This is a genomic window from Pseudomonas sp. M2(2023), from assembly GCF_030263955.1.
GTDB classification, from domain to species: Bacteria; Pseudomonadota; Gammaproteobacteria; order Pseudomonadales; family Pseudomonadaceae; genus Aquipseudomonas; species Aquipseudomonas asiatica.
Window position 1 is genome coordinate 4877755 of sequence record NZ_CP127114.1, and the last position, 16284, is coordinate 4894038.

The 16284-nt window shown below is 64.0% G+C and carries 14 protein-coding genes and 1 other RNA gene; 7 read left to right on the forward strand and 8 right to left on the reverse strand.

Annotated features, from left to right (window positions below; translation table 11 throughout):
• Positions 1-141: 141 nt before the first annotated feature.
• Positions 142-438, forward strand: coding sequence for a PA2433 domain-containing protein (locus QN085_RS22420; protein WP_013974305.1), 297 nt, complete (start codon positions 142-144; stop codon positions 436-438).
• Between the two features lie 99 nt (positions 439-537).
• Positions 538-932: a transfer-messenger RNA gene (gene ssrA / locus QN085_RS22425) on the forward strand.
• 229 nt (positions 933-1161) lie between these two features.
• Here the strand turns inward: ssrA and QN085_RS22430 are convergent.
• On the reverse strand, positions 1162-2700 hold the full coding sequence (locus tag QN085_RS22430) for an MFS transporter (RefSeq protein WP_041506373.1): 1539 nt from the start codon (positions 2698-2700) through the stop codon (positions 1162-1164).
• 271 nt (positions 2701-2971) lie between these two features.
• Between QN085_RS22430 and QN085_RS22435 the strand changes: the two genes are divergently transcribed.
• Positions 2972-3835: a LysR family transcriptional regulator gene (locus tag QN085_RS22435; protein WP_013974309.1), complete on the forward strand. Its 864-nt coding sequence runs from the start codon at positions 2972-2974 to the stop codon at positions 3833-3835.
• A gap of 57 nt (positions 3836-3892) precedes the next feature.
• On the opposite strand, the gene gabP is transcribed toward QN085_RS22435, so the two are convergent.
• The 3 genes from gabP to QN085_RS22450 all read right to left on the reverse strand — a co-directional run bounded on the left by gabP (position 3893) and on the right by QN085_RS22450 (position 8422).
• The gene (gabP, locus tag QN085_RS22440) at positions 3893-5284 is read right to left on the reverse strand and encodes a GABA permease (protein WP_003258117.1); all 1392 of its coding nucleotides are present in this window, start codon (positions 5282-5284) and stop codon (positions 3893-3895) included.
• A gap of 419 nt (positions 5285-5703) precedes the next feature.
• Positions 5704-7050: a glucarate dehydratase gene (gudD, locus tag QN085_RS22445; protein ID WP_013974310.1), complete on the reverse strand. Its 1347-nt coding sequence runs from the start codon at positions 7048-7050 to the stop codon at positions 5704-5706.
• 19 nt (positions 7051-7069) lie between these two features.
• Positions 7070-8422, reverse strand: coding sequence for an MFS transporter (locus tag QN085_RS22450; protein ID WP_013974311.1), 1353 nt, complete (start codon positions 8420-8422; stop codon positions 7070-7072).
• Positions 8423-8683: 261 nt separating this feature from the next.
• On the opposite strand from QN085_RS22450, the gene QN085_RS22455 reads away from it, so the two are divergent.
• A complete protein-coding gene (locus tag QN085_RS22455) occupies positions 8684-9385 on the forward strand; it encodes a FadR/GntR family transcriptional regulator (RefSeq protein WP_013974312.1) in 702 nt (233 codons plus the stop codon).
• 24 nt (positions 9386-9409) lie between these two features.
• Here the strand turns inward: QN085_RS22455 and QN085_RS22460 are convergent, their stop codons facing one another.
• From QN085_RS22460 to QN085_RS22475, 4 genes are all read right to left on the reverse strand, one after another.
• A complete protein-coding gene (locus QN085_RS22460) occupies positions 9410-10420 on the reverse strand; it encodes a zinc-dependent alcohol dehydrogenase family protein (RefSeq protein WP_013974313.1) in 1011 nt (336 codons plus the stop codon).
• A gap of 164 nt (positions 10421-10584) precedes the next feature.
• Positions 10585-11175, reverse strand: coding sequence for an HAD family hydrolase (locus QN085_RS22465; protein ID WP_013974314.1), 591 nt, complete (start codon positions 11173-11175; stop codon positions 10585-10587).
• Positions 11172-12041: an acyl-CoA thioesterase II gene (tesB, locus tag QN085_RS22470; protein WP_015271912.1), complete on the reverse strand. Its 870-nt coding sequence runs from the start codon at positions 12039-12041 to the stop codon at positions 11172-11174. The genes QN085_RS22465 and tesB overlap by 4 nt, the downstream gene beginning before the upstream one ends.
• A 147-nt stretch (positions 12042-12188) precedes the next feature.
• Positions 12189-12758, reverse strand: coding sequence for a GNAT family N-acetyltransferase (locus tag QN085_RS22475; RefSeq protein ID WP_013974316.1), 570 nt, complete (start codon positions 12756-12758; stop codon positions 12189-12191).
• A 179-nt stretch (positions 12759-12937) separates the two neighbouring features.
• Here QN085_RS22475 and pmrG point away from each other — a divergent pair, with 179 nt between their 5' ends.
• From pmrG to QN085_RS22490, 3 genes are all read left to right on the forward strand, one after another.
• Positions 12938-13624: a lipopolysaccharide core heptose(II)-phosphate phosphatase PmrG gene (gene pmrG / locus QN085_RS22480; protein ID WP_013974317.1), complete on the forward strand. Its 687-nt coding sequence runs from the start codon at positions 12938-12940 to the stop codon at positions 13622-13624.
• Positions 13625-13863: 239 nt separating this feature from the next.
• The gene (locus tag QN085_RS22485) at positions 13864-14778 is read left to right on the forward strand and encodes a histone deacetylase family protein (RefSeq protein ID WP_041506372.1); all 915 of its coding nucleotides are present in this window, start codon (positions 13864-13866) and stop codon (positions 14776-14778) included.
• A 148-nt stretch (positions 14779-14926) separates the two neighbouring features.
• Positions 14927-16168 carry a TIGR03862 family flavoprotein gene (locus QN085_RS22490; protein WP_023662019.1) on the forward strand — a complete coding sequence of 414 codons (1242 nt, stop codon included), beginning with the start codon at positions 14927-14929 and terminating at the stop codon, positions 16166-16168.
• Positions 16169-16284: the final 116 nt, after the last annotated feature.

The window sequence follows — 16284 nt, forward strand, 5'->3', positions numbered from 1 at the left end:
CTTTGGGCCCACGCTGTACCTGTAGGAGCGGCTTCAGCCGCGAACACCGGCAAAGCCGGTGCCATCCCGATTGAACCCCCGCCAATCCCCCGCAGTCCATCCTTACAGGCCCACCTTCCAGAGGCCCAGAAGGAGACTCCCATGAAAGGTACCGCGCTTTCGGCCCTGTTCGCGGCCGCCACCCTGCTGGCTTCGCCGGTATTCGCCGCCGAAGACCTCTGCACCGCCAACCTGCAAAAGATCGACGACAGCATGGCCACCGCCGGCGCTACCTCCGAAGGCCTGGACAAGGCCATCACCGAGCACGTCGACAAAGCCAAGGCTGCCCAGGCATCGGGGGACACCAAGGAATGCATCGCCATCACCAGTAAAGTCCTGGAGCGGTTGGAAAAAACGGAGAAAGGCAGCGGCACCAGCGGCGGCGGTAGCGGCGCGTGAGCCCAAAAGCGGGCGACCGGACTGGCTGTCGACGTCGCCCGCGCAATGGCGTATACTCCGCCTCACGTACCGTAAGGTGCGTTAGCTTAGAGCTAGTGTGGGGCCGATCAGGATTCGACGCCGGTAGCGAAACTCTAGGTGCATGCCGAGTTGGTAACAGAACTCGTAAATCCACTGTTGCAACTTTCTATAGTTGCCAATGACGAAAACTTCGAGGCGGAGTACGCTCTCGCTGCGTAAGCAGCCGAGCCCGACCTTCTGGTAGCTTCGGCTCCAGCAATCATCAGGGGATGCCTGTAAACCCGAAATGATTGTCATACAGAACAGGATCGTCGTGTAGCACGTTGGGGGCAAAGCGACTAAAACTTACCCAACTCGTCCAAAGCACCCTGCCCGTCGGGCGGCTGCGGATTAACTCAGTAGACACGGCTAAGCATGTAGTACCGACAGCGGAGTACTGGCGGACGGGGGTTCAAATCCCCCCGGCTCCACCAAATTCCAAAGAAGAAGACGCCCTCGGGCGTCTTTTTTTGTGCCTGGATTTTGGGTTGTGCGAGCCCACAAAGTCAGAATCAGGCTTTTCCGCATAGGGCGTTTCCCAAAGATACCCCCTGCGCCGGTTTGCTATTCACTGGTCTCTCAACCCAAACACGGCTTCCACCACGTGAGTGACAGCAAGCGCTGGTCGCCCCAGTCGCCAGGTCGTGATGCCCGCCGCCAGCTTCATGATTGCCTCTCAGCCAGCAACACTTCCGGCACGGCCGGCAGCGGCCGGCTCAGCAACACGCCAACCAGCATCGCGAACAGCAGCGCCGCCACACCGGCGACCTGCAACACGGCTTCGAAGCCCCCGATGAACGCCTGGCGGGCCAAGGGTGCCACCGTTTCCCGCAACCTGGGCTCCAGCAACGCCAACGCCGCCTGCAAATCACCCGCGGCAACCCGGGTAGCCATCGCGGAAACCTGGCCCGATTGCCCAGGCGCCACGGCAGCCATGGCCTCATACAGCAACTGCCCACTACGTGCAGCCAGCACACCCCCCAACCCACCGATGGCCAGCACGATCGCCCCGAACCGCGTGGTTGTACTCAACCCCGAAGCCATGCCGGTACGCTCACGCGGTACGCAAGCCATGATGTTCTTCTGCGTATCGCCATTCAGCAGCCCGGCACCGGCACCCAGCACCAGGCTTGCCAGGGCGAATGCACCGTAACCGCCTTGCTGAGTGGCCCAGGCACACAGCAGGTTACCCGCCCCGACCAAAACCAGGCCGAGTGCGAATACCTGCGCCGGGCTCAAGTGTGCAGCCAGACGCATGCCCAGGCGTGGCGTCAGCAGCATGGCCACGGCAAACGGCAGCATGCCCGCCCCTGCGGCCAGGGCCGACAGCTGCAGGCCGTTCTGCAAGTACAGTGGCAGCAGGGTCATCATCACCTGGGCGCAGGCAGCATAGGCAAACATCCCCAGCAAGGCGCCAACGAAGCGCCCGCTGCGCATCAGCCGCAGGTCGATCATCGGCCGTTCCTGGCTGCGCTCGACCATGACGAACAGGCCGAACAGGAAGGCGCTGATCACCAGCCGTCCCAGGGTTTGCGCACTGCCCCAGCCCACCTGGTTGGCATCGATCATTGCCCAGATCAGGTAACCCAGGCTGCCGGCGAAAGTCAGGCTGCCCCATGGGTCGAGCCGGGCCGCAGCGCTGTCACGGGACTCTTCGACACTGCGCAGCACCATCACTGCGAGCACTGCCACCAACGGCAGGTTGATGTAGAAGATCCAGCGCCAGCCAAGGGTGCTGGCGATCAACCCGCCCAGCAGCGGCGCAAAGGTGATGGTGGCGCCCATGCAGGCGCCCCAGAAGGCCCAGGCGCGCATGCGTTCCTGGGGTTGGTGGAAGCGATTGCCGATCGCGGCCAGGGCCGAGGTCAGCAGCAATGCCGCGCCAACGCCCTTGGCTGCCCTGGCCAGGTCGAGGAACAGCAGGTTGGGCGCCGCGCCACAGGCCAGCGAGGCGAGGCCGAACAGGGCCAGGCCGAGCAGCAGCATGCGGCGGCGACCAAAGCGGTCGGCCAGGCTGCCAGCGGGCAGCAGGCAGGCGGCAAAGGCCAGCAGGTAGGCGCTGACCACCCATTCGATATCGGCAAACGAGCCGGACAGGTCGCGGGCGATGCTGGGCAGGCTGACCGCGACGATGTTGGTGTCGAGGATGATCAGGGCACAGACCAGGGAGGCGGTGAGCAGGGTGAAACTCGCAGAGGGCATGGTGAGGCTCCGGATGCAGGGCTGGTTGGTCAAATCGCCGGGGCTGCCCTGCAGCCCATCGCAGGCAAGCCAGCTCCTACAGGGACCGCACCGCCTTCGAGGATTGCGCAATACCTGTACCTGCGATGGACTGCAAAGCGGTCCCCTGCAATTCCCAGGCAGCCTTTGCCGCCAAGCCACCAGCCTTGTAGTGTTGGCCTCACCATAACGCCAACAGCCCCCAGGCTTGTTAGCCACGGCGGCTTGCGTCATTACCCTGCAGGTAACACCCATGGAAATCCGCCATTTCCGCTACTTCCTCTGCGTCGCCCGCCACGGTCATTTCACCCGTGCCGCCGAACAGCTGGGCATCGCCCCGCCCACGCTCAGCCGGCAGATCCAGGACATGGAGCGCGAACTGGGCGTGCGCCTGTTCGAGCGCAACCAGCGCGAGGTCAACCTCACCGCAGCGGGCCAGGCGCTTTTGATCGAGGCCGAACATGCCGTGCGCCAGTTCGATGCTGCACAACTGGGCGCGCAACGGGCCGCCCGAGGCGAAAGCGGGCGCATCGAACTGGGCTATGTGGCTTCGGCCGCGTACTCGGGCACGCTCCAGCAGCAAGTCAGCCGCTACAGCGAAACCTGCCCCGGCGTACGCCTGAACATTCGCGAACTGCCCATGGCCGAACTGCCCGGTATGGTCCGCGACGGCCTGCTTGACCTTGCCTATGTGCGCTCGCCGATGGAGCTGCCCGAGGAACTCGAAGCTATCGCCTTGCACCAGGAAGGTTTCGTCCTCGCCCTGCCCGCCAGCTCACGGATAAATGAAGTGCCGCAGATCCCGGCCTCGCGCCTGGCCAATGAAACCTTCATCCTGCCCGAACAGATCTCCGGCACGCTGGAAGTGGCAGCACAAGGTGGTTTCGTCCCGAGGCTCGGCCCTCAGCCGGGCAGCCTGGTGGCGGTGATCACCCTGGTGTCACTCGGCCAAGGCATCGCAGTGGTGCCGGAATCGGTGGTGCAGCGCATCAGCCTGCCGCAGGTGCACTACCGGCGTATTGTCGACTGCCAGGCCAGCTCGTGGCTTAGCCTGATCCACCGGCGCTTCGAGAAAGCGCCGGCGGCAATCAGATACATCAAGATGATGAAAGGCTGAAAAAACAAAGGGCACCCATCCACTGGTGCCCTTTGCCCTACCGCCAGGTGAACTCAATCACCCCATCGAACGCACCCCCACAGGTTGCGCATTGCCCCGCGTGGTCACGATCCCCAGGAAGGAAATCACGATCGCCAGGCCCAATGTCGAGCTCACCTCTGCCCGGTGTTCAGGCGTGAACATCATGACCGCCAGTGCGCCGCCAATGAACAGGATCACCGCCCAGGTCAGGTACGGGAACAGCCACATGCGGAACTTCAGCTCGGTGTTTTCCCGCTCCAGGCGACGACGCATGCGCAGCTGCGAAATCGCGATGACCATGTACACCAGCAAGGCAATAGCACCGGAGCTGGCCAGCAGGAACTCGAACACACCCTTCGGCGCGAAGTAATTGAGGATGGCAATGGCCGCGCCGATCAGCGTGCTGCCGAATACCGCAGCGCGTGGCACACCGACCTTGGAGGTCTTGTTGAGCATGGCCGGTGCGTCACCGCGCTTGGCCAGCGAGTACATCATCCGCGAGGCAATATAGATCGAAGAGTTCATGCAGCTGGTCACTGCCACTAGCACCACCAGGTCGACCATGAAGGCCGCGTTGGGGATGTTCATGATCTCCAGCGCACGCTGGTAGGAGCCCACCACCGCCAGCTGCGGGTCGTTCCACGGCACCACCGAAATGATCACGAAGATCGACAGGATGTAGAAGGTACTGATGCGCCAGATCACCGAGCGAGTGGCCTTGGCAATGTTGCGCGACGGGTCGCTCGATTCGGACGCGGCGATGGTCACCGCTTCGGTGCCGATGAAGCTGAACATCACGGTGATGAACGCACCAACCACGGCCGACCAGCCCTTCGGCGCGAAGCCGCCGTGCTCGGCCATCAAGCTGCTCAGGCCACTGACCTCGCGGTTGGGCAGCCAGCCCATAAGTGCGGCGAAACCCAGGCCGATGAAACCGAGAATGGCCGTGACCTTGAGAATGGCGAACCAGAACTCGAACTCACCGTACTTGGCCACGCTGAACAGGTTGGTACCAGCCAGCAGCAGCACCGAAGCCAGGGCGAATATCCAGCTGTCCACCTGCGGGAACCAGGCGTTCAGCACATGCCCGGCGGCCAGCGCTTCGATCGGGATTACCAGTACCCAGAACCACCAGTACAGCCAACCGATGGTGTAGCCGGCCCAGCGGCCGATGGCCTGCTCGGCGTAGGTGGAAAACGATCCGGTGTCCGGGTGTGCCACGGCCATTTCGCCGAGCATGCGCATGACCAGTACCACCAAGGTCCCGGCCACGAAATAGGAAATTATGGTAGCTGGCCCGGCTGCCGCGATGGCGTGGCCAGAGCCGACGAAAAGTCCGGCGCCGATGATGCCGGCGATGGACAGCATCGTTACGTGACGTGGCTTGAAACCTTGTGCAAGGTTGCCATCAGATCCCACGGTGTTCATTGATGTTGTTCTCTTTTTACTGACACAAGGATGGACGGGCAGGTGTAGGCGAAAATATCTCCTTTGAAATCAATAAGTCGACACGTTACTCGCGCTCTGTTGTTGATATTTGGCACGCGTCACAGAGCAACGTGCCAGCGCAGGTCGGGCTTCATTTAAGCCCCGCAGGGCTGTGGGAAATTACACGAGAACGCCCCGGAACTGTTCGATCACGACAGGGCATCCCCATTAACGTCAGAAGTTGCGAATGGCATACCCGATCCCGTCACCAGGCCGTCTGGAGCTTTTGTTTTTCATTTGGGTGTGTTTTGGCTGTACTGGCCCTTTCGCGGGCTCGCCCGCTCCCACAGGTACTCCACGCCCCTCAAACCTGTGGTGTACCTGTGGGAGCGGGCAAGCCCGCGAAGAGGCCAGCAGCCTCAACGCACCAGGCAAGGCCGCTTGTTATCGAAGCTCCACCCCGGAATCAGGAACTGCATTGCCACGCTGTCATCCCGCGCGCCCAACCCCATGTTGCGGTAGCACTCATGCGCCTTGGCCAACTGGTCTTCATCCAGCTCCACCCCAAGCCCCGGCCGCGCCGGCACGTGCACATGCCCGTCGACGATGCGCAGTGGTTCGCGGGTCAGGCGTTGGCCGTCCTGCCAGATCCAGTGGGTGTCGATCGCAGTGATTTCCCCCGGCGCCGCAGCCGCCACCTGGGTGAACATTGCCAGCGAGATATCGAAGTGGTTGTTGGAATGCGAACCCCAGGTCAGCCCCCAGTCGTTGCACATCTGCGCCACCCGTACCGAACCCTGCAAGGTCCAGAAGTGCGGGTCGGCCAGCGGGATGTCCACCGATTGCAACTGGATCGCATGGCCCATCTGCCGCCAGTCGGTAGCGATCATGTTGGTGGCGGTGGGCAGGCCGGTGGCGCGGCGGAACTCGGCCATCACCTCACGGCCCGAGTAGCCGTTCTCGGCACCGCACGGGTCTTCGGCATAGGCCAGCACATCGTGCTTGTCGCGGCACAGGGCAATGGCCTCCTTCAATGACCAGGCACCATTCGGGTCGAGGGTGATGCGGGCTTCGGGGAAGCGCTCGGCCAGCGCCGTTACCGCTTCCATCTCCTCCTCGCCGCGCAACACCCCGCCCTTGAGCTTGAAGTCGCTGAAGCCATAGCGCGCCTTGGCGGCCTCGGCCAGACGCACCACCGCGTCCGGGGTCAGGGCCTTTTCGTGGCGCAGGCGGAACCAGTCGTCCTCGGCATCGGCTTCGCTGCGGTATGCCAGGTCGGTCTGCTGGCGGTCGCCGATGTAGAACAGGTAACCGAGCATCTTCACCGCCTCGCGCTGCTGCCCCTCGCCCAGCAGCGCCGCCATCGGCACGTTCAGGTGCTGGCCGAGCAGGTCGAGCAGCGCCGACTCGATGGCCGTCACCGCATGCACGGTGATGCGCAGGTCGAAGGTCTGCAGGCCGCGACCAGCCGAGTCACGGTTGGCGAAGGTCTGGCGCATGGCATTGAGCACGCGCTGATAATGGCCGATCGGCTGGCCGACCACCAGGCTGCGGGCGTCCTCCAGTGTCTGGCGGATCTTCTCGCCGCCCGGCACCTCGCCCAACCCGGTATTGCCGGCGCTGTCACGCAGCACCACCACGTTACGGGTGAAGAACGGGCCATGGGCACCACTAAGGTTGAGCAGCATGCTGTCGTGCCCGGCGACGGGGATCACGCGCAGATCAGTGACCACGGGGGTGCTGGTGTGAAGGGTCTGCATGTTCATGGTTGTTGTCTCGCAGTCATCAATGGCTCTGACCCAGGGCCGAAGGGGCCTTGAGGTCATCGGAAGGGGCGCCCTTTGGGCGAGTGCGTACGAAGAAGATGGCAATGGCTGCCAGCACCGAGGTCACCGCCAGGCCGTACAGGCCGCCCTGGATCGAACCGGTCTGCTGCTCCAGCAGGCCGAAGGTGGTGGGGGCGACGAAGCCGCCGAGGTTACCGACCGAGTTGATCAACGCGATCACAGCTGCGGCGATGCGGGCATCCAGGTAGCCCTGCGGGATCGGCCAGAACAGCGACGATGCCGACTTGAAACCGATGGCCGCGAAGCACACCGCGACAAAGGCGAACACCGGCCCACCCGTGGTGGACATGAACATGCCGATGGCAGCGATCACCAGCGCACCTGCGACCCAGGCCTGCTGGAACTTCCAGCGCGCCGAGCCGGCGGCGAAGGCATACATGGCCAGGATCGAGATCAGCCACGGGATCGAGTTGAAGAAGCCGACCTGCAGGTCGCTGAGGTCACCCATGCGCTTGATGATGCTCGGCAGCCAGAAGGTGGCGGCGTAGATGGTCAGCTGGATGCAGAAGTAGATCAGGCAGAACAGCAGGATCTGGCGGTCCTTGAGCAGGCTCCAGGCCGATGGCCTGACCGCGCCGACCGCTTCGCGCTCAAGTTGCTCGCGATCGATGGCGCCCACCAGTGCTTCCTGCTCGGCCTGGCTCAGCCACTTGGCGTCCTGCGGCCTGGAGTCGAGCCAGAAGAACACGAAGAAGCACAGCGTCACCGAGGCCATGCCTTCGATGAACAGCATCCATTGCCAGCCATGCATGCCCAAGCCCTGGATCTGCATCAGCGCACCGGCCAATGGCCCGGAAATCAGCGAGGCCAATGCCGAGCCGCTGAGGAAGATGGCAATCGCCTTGCCACGCTCGGCGGCCGGCAACCAGCGGGTGAAGTAGTAGATCACACCGGGGAAGAAGCCCGCTTCGGCAACGCCCAGCAGAAAGCGCAGCACGTAGAACTGGGTTTCGTTCTGCACGAAGGCCATGGCCGTGGCCACCAGGCCCCAGGTGAACGTGATGCGGGTCAGCCACAACCGTGCGCCGACCTTCTGCAGCAGCATGTTCGAGGGCACTTCGAACAGCGCGTAGCCGATGAAGAACAGGCCGGCGCCAAAGCCATAGGCCGCGGCGCTGATGCCCAGATCGCTTTCCAGATGGGGGCGGACGAAGCCGATGTTGACGCGGTCCAGGTAGTTGACGATGAACATGATGACGAACAGCGGCAGGACGTGGCGCTTGACCTTGGCCACGGCGCTGGCCAGGGCGTCGCCTTCATTCCGGGCAGACGGAGCGAGGGTATCGTTCACTTGCGGATCTCCCACTAATTGTTTTTGTGCGGGTCGAGGTTGTCTGACATGGCAGTGGGGAGGAGCATATGCGCAGCGCAGTTGTACGACAAGATCAGCAACATCGGTAAAATCACAAAATACAAGCTACCTCAAAGCCTATATGCGTCCATCTTGCAAAAATAGACAAACTACTCGCTGACTTGACCACCGGAAAAATCGGCAAAAAATATTTATATCGATTAACTTGTCGTACAAGCACAACAACAATCGGATCACACCATGGCCACCGAACAAGCCCACAAACGCGGCCACAGCCGTGCCCATGACCTGGTCTCCAGCCTGACCCAACAGATCTTGCTGGGTACCTTCAAGCCAGGCGACAAGTTGCCCTCGGAAAACAGCCTGGTGCGCGAGCATGGGGTCAGCCGCACCGTGGTCCGCGAGGCCCTGTCGAAATTGCAGGCCTCGGGGCTGGTTGAGCCACGCCACGGTATCGGTACGTTCGTGATGGAGCGCCAGGCCCAGGCCGGCCTGCGCATCGCTGCGGAAAGCGCGGCGAATGTGCGCGACCTGCTGGAGCTGCGCATCGGCCTCGAAGGCCAGGCCGCCGCCTTGGCCGCGCTACGCCGTGACGAGGGGCACCTGAGGCGCATGCGCCAGGCGCTGGATGACTACCAGGACCTGGCCGCCGCCGGCGACAGCTGTATCGAGGCCGACCGGCGCTTTCACCTGCTGATTGCCGAGGCCACTGGCAACCTGTACTTCACTGAAATGCTGTTGCAGCTGGGCAACGGCCTGATACCGCGCAACCGCATGGCTCTGGCCGAACGCAGCGGGGCGAAGCTGGCGCGGCAGGCGTACCTGGCCAACCTCGAGCATGATGCGATCCTCAATGCCATCCGCCGGCAGGACCCGGACGCGGCGCGGGCGGCGGTGTGCCTGCACCTGTCCAATAGCCGCGACCGGTTGTTGCCGGACTAGGGACCGCTACGCGGCCCCCAGCCATTACCAGGTCAGGCAGATCTTGCCGAAATGCCGGTTGCTCTCCTGATAACGGAACGCCTCGACGATCTGCTCCAGCTCGAAATGCTTGTCCACCACCGGCCGCAGGCCGTTGGCATCGATCGCCCGCACCATCGCCTGCTGCTGGGCGCGGCTGCCCACCAGCACGCCTTGCAGGCGTATCTGCCGCACCAGCGCCTGCACCAGCGGCAACTGCCCGGCCACGCCGGTGAGGATGCCGATCAACGACACATGCCCACCAATGCGCGCGGCGATCATCGATTGCTCCAGCGTCGCCGGGCCACCCACTTCGATCACATGGTCGACGCCGCGGTTGCCGGTCAGCTCGCGCACTTTCTCACCCCACGCCGGAGTGCTCTTGTAGTTGATCAGGTGGTCGGCACCCAGGGCCTTCAGGCGCTCCAGCTTGGCGTCGCTGGACGAGGTAGCGATCACCGTCGCGCCGGCCAGCTTGGCAAACTGCAGGGCGAAGATCGATACACCGCCGGTGCCCTGCACCAGCACCGTATCGCCGGGTTTGAGGTGGTCGTCGCACATCAGCGCGCGCCAGGCCGTGAGACCGGCCGTGGTCAGAGTGGAAGCTTCGGCATGGCTGAAGCCCTTGGGCGCCAAGGTGAAGGCACTGGCACGAGCAGTGACCTGTTCACGGGCGTAACCATCGATACCGTCGCCGGGCACCTTGGCGAAGCCTTCCACATTTGCCTGGCCGTCGAGCCAGTCGGGGAAGAAGGTACTGACCACATTGTCACCGACCTGGAACTCGGTGACGCCGCTACCCACCGCGACCACTTCGCCAGCGCCATCGGCCATGGGGATGCGCCGCTCGCTCGGGCCCCACATGCCGCTGACAACGGCGAAATCGTGGTAGTTGAGAGAGCTGGCGTGCAGGCGCACGGTGATTTCACCGGCCTGGGGTGCGAGAGCCTCGCTGGTACCGACCTCGACCTTGTCGTAGCCGCCGCCGGGTTTTACGTAGATGGCCTTGCTGGTCATGGGTAGGTCTCCGTTCAGGGAATAGATTGGGGTTCAGCATAGACAGGTCCGGCCTCTTCGCGGGTGAACCCGCTCCCACAGGTTGAGTGCTGGACTTGAGCTCGGCGCGGTCCCTGTGGGAGCGGGTTTACCCGCGAAGAGGCCCGCACAGGCGACACAAAAACTCAGCCCAGCATCACCTTCAATGCCCGGCAATCGGCCGCATGCCAATCCACCAGTTCCGGCCACGGATTGTCCGGCAGGTTCACCAGCACCGTGCGCGCCCCTGCGGCACGCCCACAGTCCAAATCAAACCGGTAATCCCCCACCATCACCAGCTCACCCGGTGTCACACCCCAGGCATTGGCAATCTTCAGCAGCCCATCCGGGCTTGGCTTGGGCGCCGCTTCGTCACGCCCCAGAATGTGCTCCACCGGGAAGCAGTCCGCCAGGCCGATGGCCTCCAGCGTCACATGCGCCAACTCACGGGCATTGCGGGTCAGAATGCCCAGCCGGCAACCACGCTGGGCCAGTTCGCGCACCAGTTCCACCGCCCCGGTGGCCGCCGTGGAGGCAATCGCCAGGTCACGCTCGTGCTCCAGCAGCCAGGCATGCTTGGCCGCCGCCTCGTCCGCCGGCAAGGCTGCCAGGTGGGTGAGGATGTCGTGCTCGGCCGGGATATCCAGCGCTACGCGGATGGCGGCAAAATCGTGCACGGCCACGGTCAGGGTGCCGTCCATGTCGAACACCCAGTTGCGCACCTCGCCCAGGCTCATGCCCAGTCCTTGCGGTGGCGAATCAGGCCTTCCTGGCACGACGACGCCACCAGTTGCCCGGCCTGGTTGAAAATGCTGCCGCGGCAGAAGCCACGGGCATTGCCCGCCCAGGGGCTGTCGGTGGCATACAGCAGCCACTCGTCGGCACGCAGGTTGCCATGGAACCACAGCGAATGGTCGAGGCTGGCGATCTGCATGTCACGCTGCCACACCGATTTGCCATGGGGCAGCAACGAAGTGGTCAGCAGGCCGAAGTCCGAGGCGTAGGCCAGCAGGTATTTGTGCAGGGCGGGGATATCAGGCAGGTTGCCGTCGGCGCGGAACCAGGCGTACTTCACCGGGTCGCCAGCCTGGGGGTTGAATGGGTCGCGCTCGGTGACCGGGCGAATCTCGATCGGCTTGGCGCACAGCACCTTGTCGCGAATGCGCTCGGGCAACTGGTCAGCCATGGCCCGGGCCAGCTCGACTTCAGTGGGCAGGTTCTCCGGGCCGACCACATCGGGCATCTGCGCCTGGTGCTCGAAGCCTTCCTCGTCGTACTGGAACGAGGCGCTGCAGGTGAAGATTGGCTGGCCCTTCTGAATAGCCGTCACCCGCCGGGTGCTGAAGCTGCCACCATCGCGCACGCGGTCCACCGAATACACCACCGGCAGGCTGGCATCGCCAGGGCGCAGGAAGTAGCCGTGCAACGAATGCACATGGCGTGCATCCTCGACCGTCTGGCTGGCCGCCGACAACGATTGGCCCAGTACCTGCCCGCCGTAAAGCTGGCGAAAGCCCAGGTCCTGGCTGCGTCCACGGAACAGGTTCTCCTCGATGGACTCGAGGCTCAACAGGTCGACCAGGTCGTCCAACACATGACTCATCGGGGGTTCTCCGTAGGAGCGAGTCTTGCTCGCGATGCGCCGCCCAGGCGGCGCTCGATCTCATAGGCGCTGAACATCTTGCGGCAAGCGCCCTCCATTAGGGAAATGATACAGGGTTTGTCATTCGCGCCGGGCATTGCCATGCATTCAGGCGCGCAGGGTACGCTCCCAGTGAGCGCGGTCGATGCGGTACAGCACATGCGGGCGCAGCGGATGGCCCACGGGCAGGCGCGGGTGTTCGAAACTGCCATTCAGGTCCTGCTGCATACCGATGGCCTGCATGACCTTCTGCGAGGGCAGGTTGCTCTCGCTAGTGAACGACACCACTTCCTCCAGGCGCAATTGGGCGAAAGCACAGCGCAGGCATGTCCACGCCGCCTCGCTGGCGAAACCCAGGCCCCAGTGGCGGCGTGCCAGGCGCCAGCCGATCTCCACCGCCGGCGCAAAATCGGCATCGAAGCCCACGTGCAGCAACCCGGTCATGCCGATGAAGGCACCACTGTCCTTGCGCTCCAGAGCCCACAGACCAAAGCCGTACTCATTGAAATGCCCGCGCACGCGGCCGATCAGCGCGGCTGCCTCCAGGCGTGTCAGCGGCGCCGGGAAGTAGCGCATCACCTGCGGGTCGGCACACAGGGCGGCGAACTCGCGCAGGTCGTCGTCGTGCCATTGGCGCAGTACCAGCCGCGCGCTTTCCAGTTGCAGGATAGGGGTCATCGGGCGTGCTCCGGTTTTACCGTCTTGCAGTTTACAGCGTAGGCGCGGGTGCAGGTTTCACCCAACCGGCGCGCCCGAATGCAATTTTCACACGCCCTTCACCGCCGCCCGACAGGCCAGTTGGCAGGATGCCAGCCAACACCGCCGCGCCAGCCGCGACCATGCCAACGGAGCAACGCATGCTATCGAGCAACACCCTTGGACACCCTACCATCCACGCCCGGCGCAAGCGACGCCTGACCCGCAAAGCCCTCGGTGCCGCCCTTGGCCTGTGCATGGTCGTGGCGGCGTTGAGCACCTGGCTGGCGACGAGGACGCATATCGTGGACCTTGGCAACGAACGGCAATTGAGTGACAGCGGCCTGCTGCAGGACTGGGCCGACGGTGCGGTGATCGTGATGATCCGCCACGCCGAGCGCTGCGACAGCGCCCCCGGCCCGTGCCTGGACGACCCCACCGGCATAACGGTGGCCGGCAGCCAGGCTGCCGGGCGTGTTGGCCAAGGGATGCACCAGTTGGGCCTTAACAACGCCGATATGCTCAGCAGCCCGAAACTGCGCACACGGCAAACCGCGCATTTCATCCTTGGCCAGGCGGTGGCCAGTGAGGGCTGGCTGGAAAGCTGTGACAGCCAGTTCGCCAGCGAAGCGCTGGCACACAAACGACCGGGGCATAACCTGGTACTGGTGACCCACAACGGCTGCATCGACCATTTTGCCCGCCAGCAGAAAGTTGCGGGGGGTGAGCGTGAGAGCGGCTATGCCAGTGCGCTGTTCGTTTCGGTGGATGGCAATGGCAAAACACGCATCCTCGGCCGCCTGAACGAGCCGGACTGGCAACGGGTGCTGGCCAGTACCACGAAATAACGCCCCTCGTGGCATACACGCCCTGTAGGAGCGGCCTTGCGTCGCGAAAGGGCTGCGTAGCAGGCCCGGCAATTTGTGCATTTGCGCTGATACCCCGGGGCTGCTGCGCAGCCCTTTCGCGACGCGAGGCCGCTCCTACAAAGGCCGGTGCTGGCCAGGAGATTGATGCCTGGCAGGTTCTCCCACAGCAGTCTCCAGCCATGGCAAGATCAGCACTGGCCCCGATTGCGACCCCACCCATGCCGTTGCCGCTGATCTACCACGAAGACTACAGCCCGGAGTTCCCTGCCGAACACCGCTTCCCCATGGACAAGTTCCGCCTGCTGCACGACCACTTGATCGACAGCGGGCTGACCACCGACCAAGCCCTGCTGCGCCCGGACATCTGCCCCAACGACATCCTCGCCCTGGCCCACGACCGCAGCTACATCGAGCGCTACATGAACGGTGACCTGTCACGCGAGGACCAGCGCCGCCTCGGCCTGCCCTGGAGCGAGGCCCTGGCCCGGCGTACCGTGCGCGCCGTAGGCGGCTCGCTGCTGAGCGCCGAGATGGCGCTGCAGCAAGGCATCGCCTGCCACCTTGCCGGCGGCACCCACCACGCCCATTACGACCATCCTGCCGGCTTCTGCATCTTCAACGACCTGGCCGTGATCAGCCGCTACCTGCTGGAGGCTGGCCGGGTACACCGGGTGCTGATCTTCGACTGCGATGTGCATCAGGGTGACGGCACCGCGTGCATCCTGCACGACACACCAGACGCCATCACCGTGTCGCTGCACTGCGAACAGAACTTCCCGGCGCGCAAGGCGCAAAGCGATTGGGACATCCCCCTGCCCCGTGGCATGGGCGACATGGCCTACCTGAAGGTGGTGGACGACGCCCTCAACTACCTGCTGCCACTCTATCGACCCGACCTGGTGCTGTACGACGCCGGGGTCGATGTGCACAAGGACGACGCCCTGGGCTATCTGCAACTGACCGATGCAGGCGTTGCCGCCCGTGACGAAGCGGTGCTGCGCCACTGCCTGGGCCGCGACATCCCGGTGGTGGGCGTGATCGGCGGTGGCTACAGCAAGGACCGCGCAGCCCTGGCCAGGCGCCATGGCATCCTTCATCACAGTGCGGCACGCGTAATCGGTTGTTCACAATGACTGTGGAACCGCTTGTGGATAACCTGCGGGAAAGGCGCTGCAGCCCTTTACAGGCAAGGCCTGCAAAGCTCTGATCATTTTTTGAGCAGTGCTTCCACAGGCCGCGCTGCGCTAGAATGCGCCTCTTTTCCACAGCCTGCTTCCCACCATGCCTGATCTGAGCCCCGCCTCCCCTCCCCTCGCAGTCGTCATCGGCGGCGGCCCAGCCGGCCTGATGGCCGCCGAAGCACTGGCCCAGGCGGGCCTGGCGGTCGAGGTGTTCGATGCCATGCCTTCGGTGGGTCGCAAGTTCCTGCTGGCGGGTGTCGGTGGCATGAACATCACCCATTCCGAGCCCTACCCGGCGTTCGTCAGCCGGTATGCCGAGCGCCAGGGCGAAATCGCCGCGCTGCTGCACGACTTCGATGCCGACGCCTTGCGCCAGTGGATTCACGGCCTGGGCATCGAAACCTTCGTCGGCACCTCGGGCCGGGTGTTCCCCACCGACATGAAAGCCGCGCCACTGCTGCGCGCCTGGCTCAAGCGACTGCGCGACAACGGAGTAGTTATCCACACCCGTCACCGCTGGCTGGGCTGGAATGCCGAAGGTGCATTGCGGATTGCTTATCCACAAGGCGAGAGGCTGGTGAAGGCCGCCGTGGTGGTGCTGGCGCTGGGTGGCGGCAGCTGGGCGCGACTAGGCTCGGACGGTAGTTGGCAGCCGCTGCTCGCCGAACGGGCTGTGGATATCTCGCCCTTGCAGCCCAGCAACTGTGGTTTTGAAGTGGCAGGCTGGAGCCCGCTGCTCAAGGACAAGTTCGCCGGTGCGCCGTTGAAGAACATTGCCCTTAGCGTTCCTGGCAGCGTGCCGCGCAAGGGCGAGTTCATCCTCACCGCGCAGGGTGTGGAAGGCAGCCTGGTGTATGCATGGTCAGCGCCGGTGCGCGAGGCCATCAACCGTGAGGGCCACGGGGTGTTGCTGCTCGACCTGTTGCCGGACAAGCCTGTGGACAAGATTGCCCAGGCGCTGGCCAAACCACGGGGTTCGCGCTCCATGGCCAAGCACCTGCACAGCCAGCTGGGTATCGATGGGGTCAAGGCTGCGCTGCTGCGCGAGCTGACCGATCAGGCGACCTTTGCCGATCCTGGGGCCTTGGCGAGGGCGATCAAGGCATTGCCGATCACGCTGGTGCGCACGCGGCCGCTGGATGAAGCGATCAGCAGCGCGGGTGGGGTGCGTTTCGAGGGGCTGGATGAAGGCTTGATGGTCAAGGGCATGCCGGGGGTGTTCTGTGCAGGCGAGATGCTGGACTGGGAGGCGCCGACTGGGGGGTATCTGCTGACAGCGTGCTTTGCCAGCGGCTTGCGCGCCGGGCGGGCGGCGGCGGATTGGCTTAAATCCAAAGGTTGACACTGTCCCCTGTGGGAGCGGGTTTACCCGCGAACACGGGCGAAGCCCGTGCCATGCACCGAGTCGCATTCTTCGCGGGTAAACCCGCTCCCACAGAGTCCGCGTACACTGCAAAT

Bases quoted from the DNA above. Each gene is read 5' to 3' on its own strand.
- QN085_RS22420 (WP_013974305.1), top strand. From the start codon at position 142: ATGAAAGGTACCGCGCTTTCGGCCCTGTTCGCGGCCGCCACCCTGCTG.
- QN085_RS22430 (WP_041506373.1), bottom strand. From the start codon at position 2,700: ATGCCCTCTGCGAGTTTCACCCTGCTCACCGCCTCCCTGGTCTGTGCC.
- QN085_RS22475 (WP_013974316.1), bottom strand. From the start codon at position 12,758: ATGACCCCTATCCTGCAACTGGAAAGCGCGCGGCTGGTACTGCGCCAA.
- tesB (WP_015271912.1), bottom strand. From the start codon at position 12,041: ATGAGTCATGTGTTGGACGACCTGGTCGACCTGTTGAGCCTCGAGTCC.
- QN085_RS22490 (WP_023662019.1), top strand. From the start codon at position 14,927: ATGCCTGATCTGAGCCCCGCCTCCCCTCCCCTCGCAGTCGTCATCGGC.
- QN085_RS22460 (WP_013974313.1), bottom strand. From the start codon at position 10,420: ATGACCAGCAAGGCCATCTACGTAAAACCCGGCGGCGGCTACGACAAG.
- QN085_RS22465 (WP_013974314.1), bottom strand. From the start codon at position 11,175: ATGAGCCTGGGCGAGGTGCGCAACTGGGTGTTCGACATGGACGGCACC.
- gabP (WP_003258117.1), bottom strand. From the start codon at position 5,284: ATGAACACCGTGGGATCTGATGGCAACCTTGCACAAGGTTTCAAGCCA.
- QN085_RS22485 (WP_041506372.1), top strand. From the start codon at position 13,864: ATGCCGTTGCCGCTGATCTACCACGAAGACTACAGCCCGGAGTTCCCT.
- QN085_RS22455 (WP_013974312.1), top strand. From the start codon at position 8,684: ATGGCCACCGAACAAGCCCACAAACGCGGCCACAGCCGTGCCCATGAC.
- gudD (WP_013974310.1), bottom strand. From the start codon at position 7,050: ATGAACATGCAGACCCTTCACACCAGCACCCCCGTGGTCACTGATCTG.
- QN085_RS22435 (WP_013974309.1), top strand. From the start codon at position 2,972: ATGGAAATCCGCCATTTCCGCTACTTCCTCTGCGTCGCCCGCCACGGT.
- pmrG (WP_013974317.1), top strand. From the start codon at position 12,938: ATGCTATCGAGCAACACCCTTGGACACCCTACCATCCACGCCCGGCGC.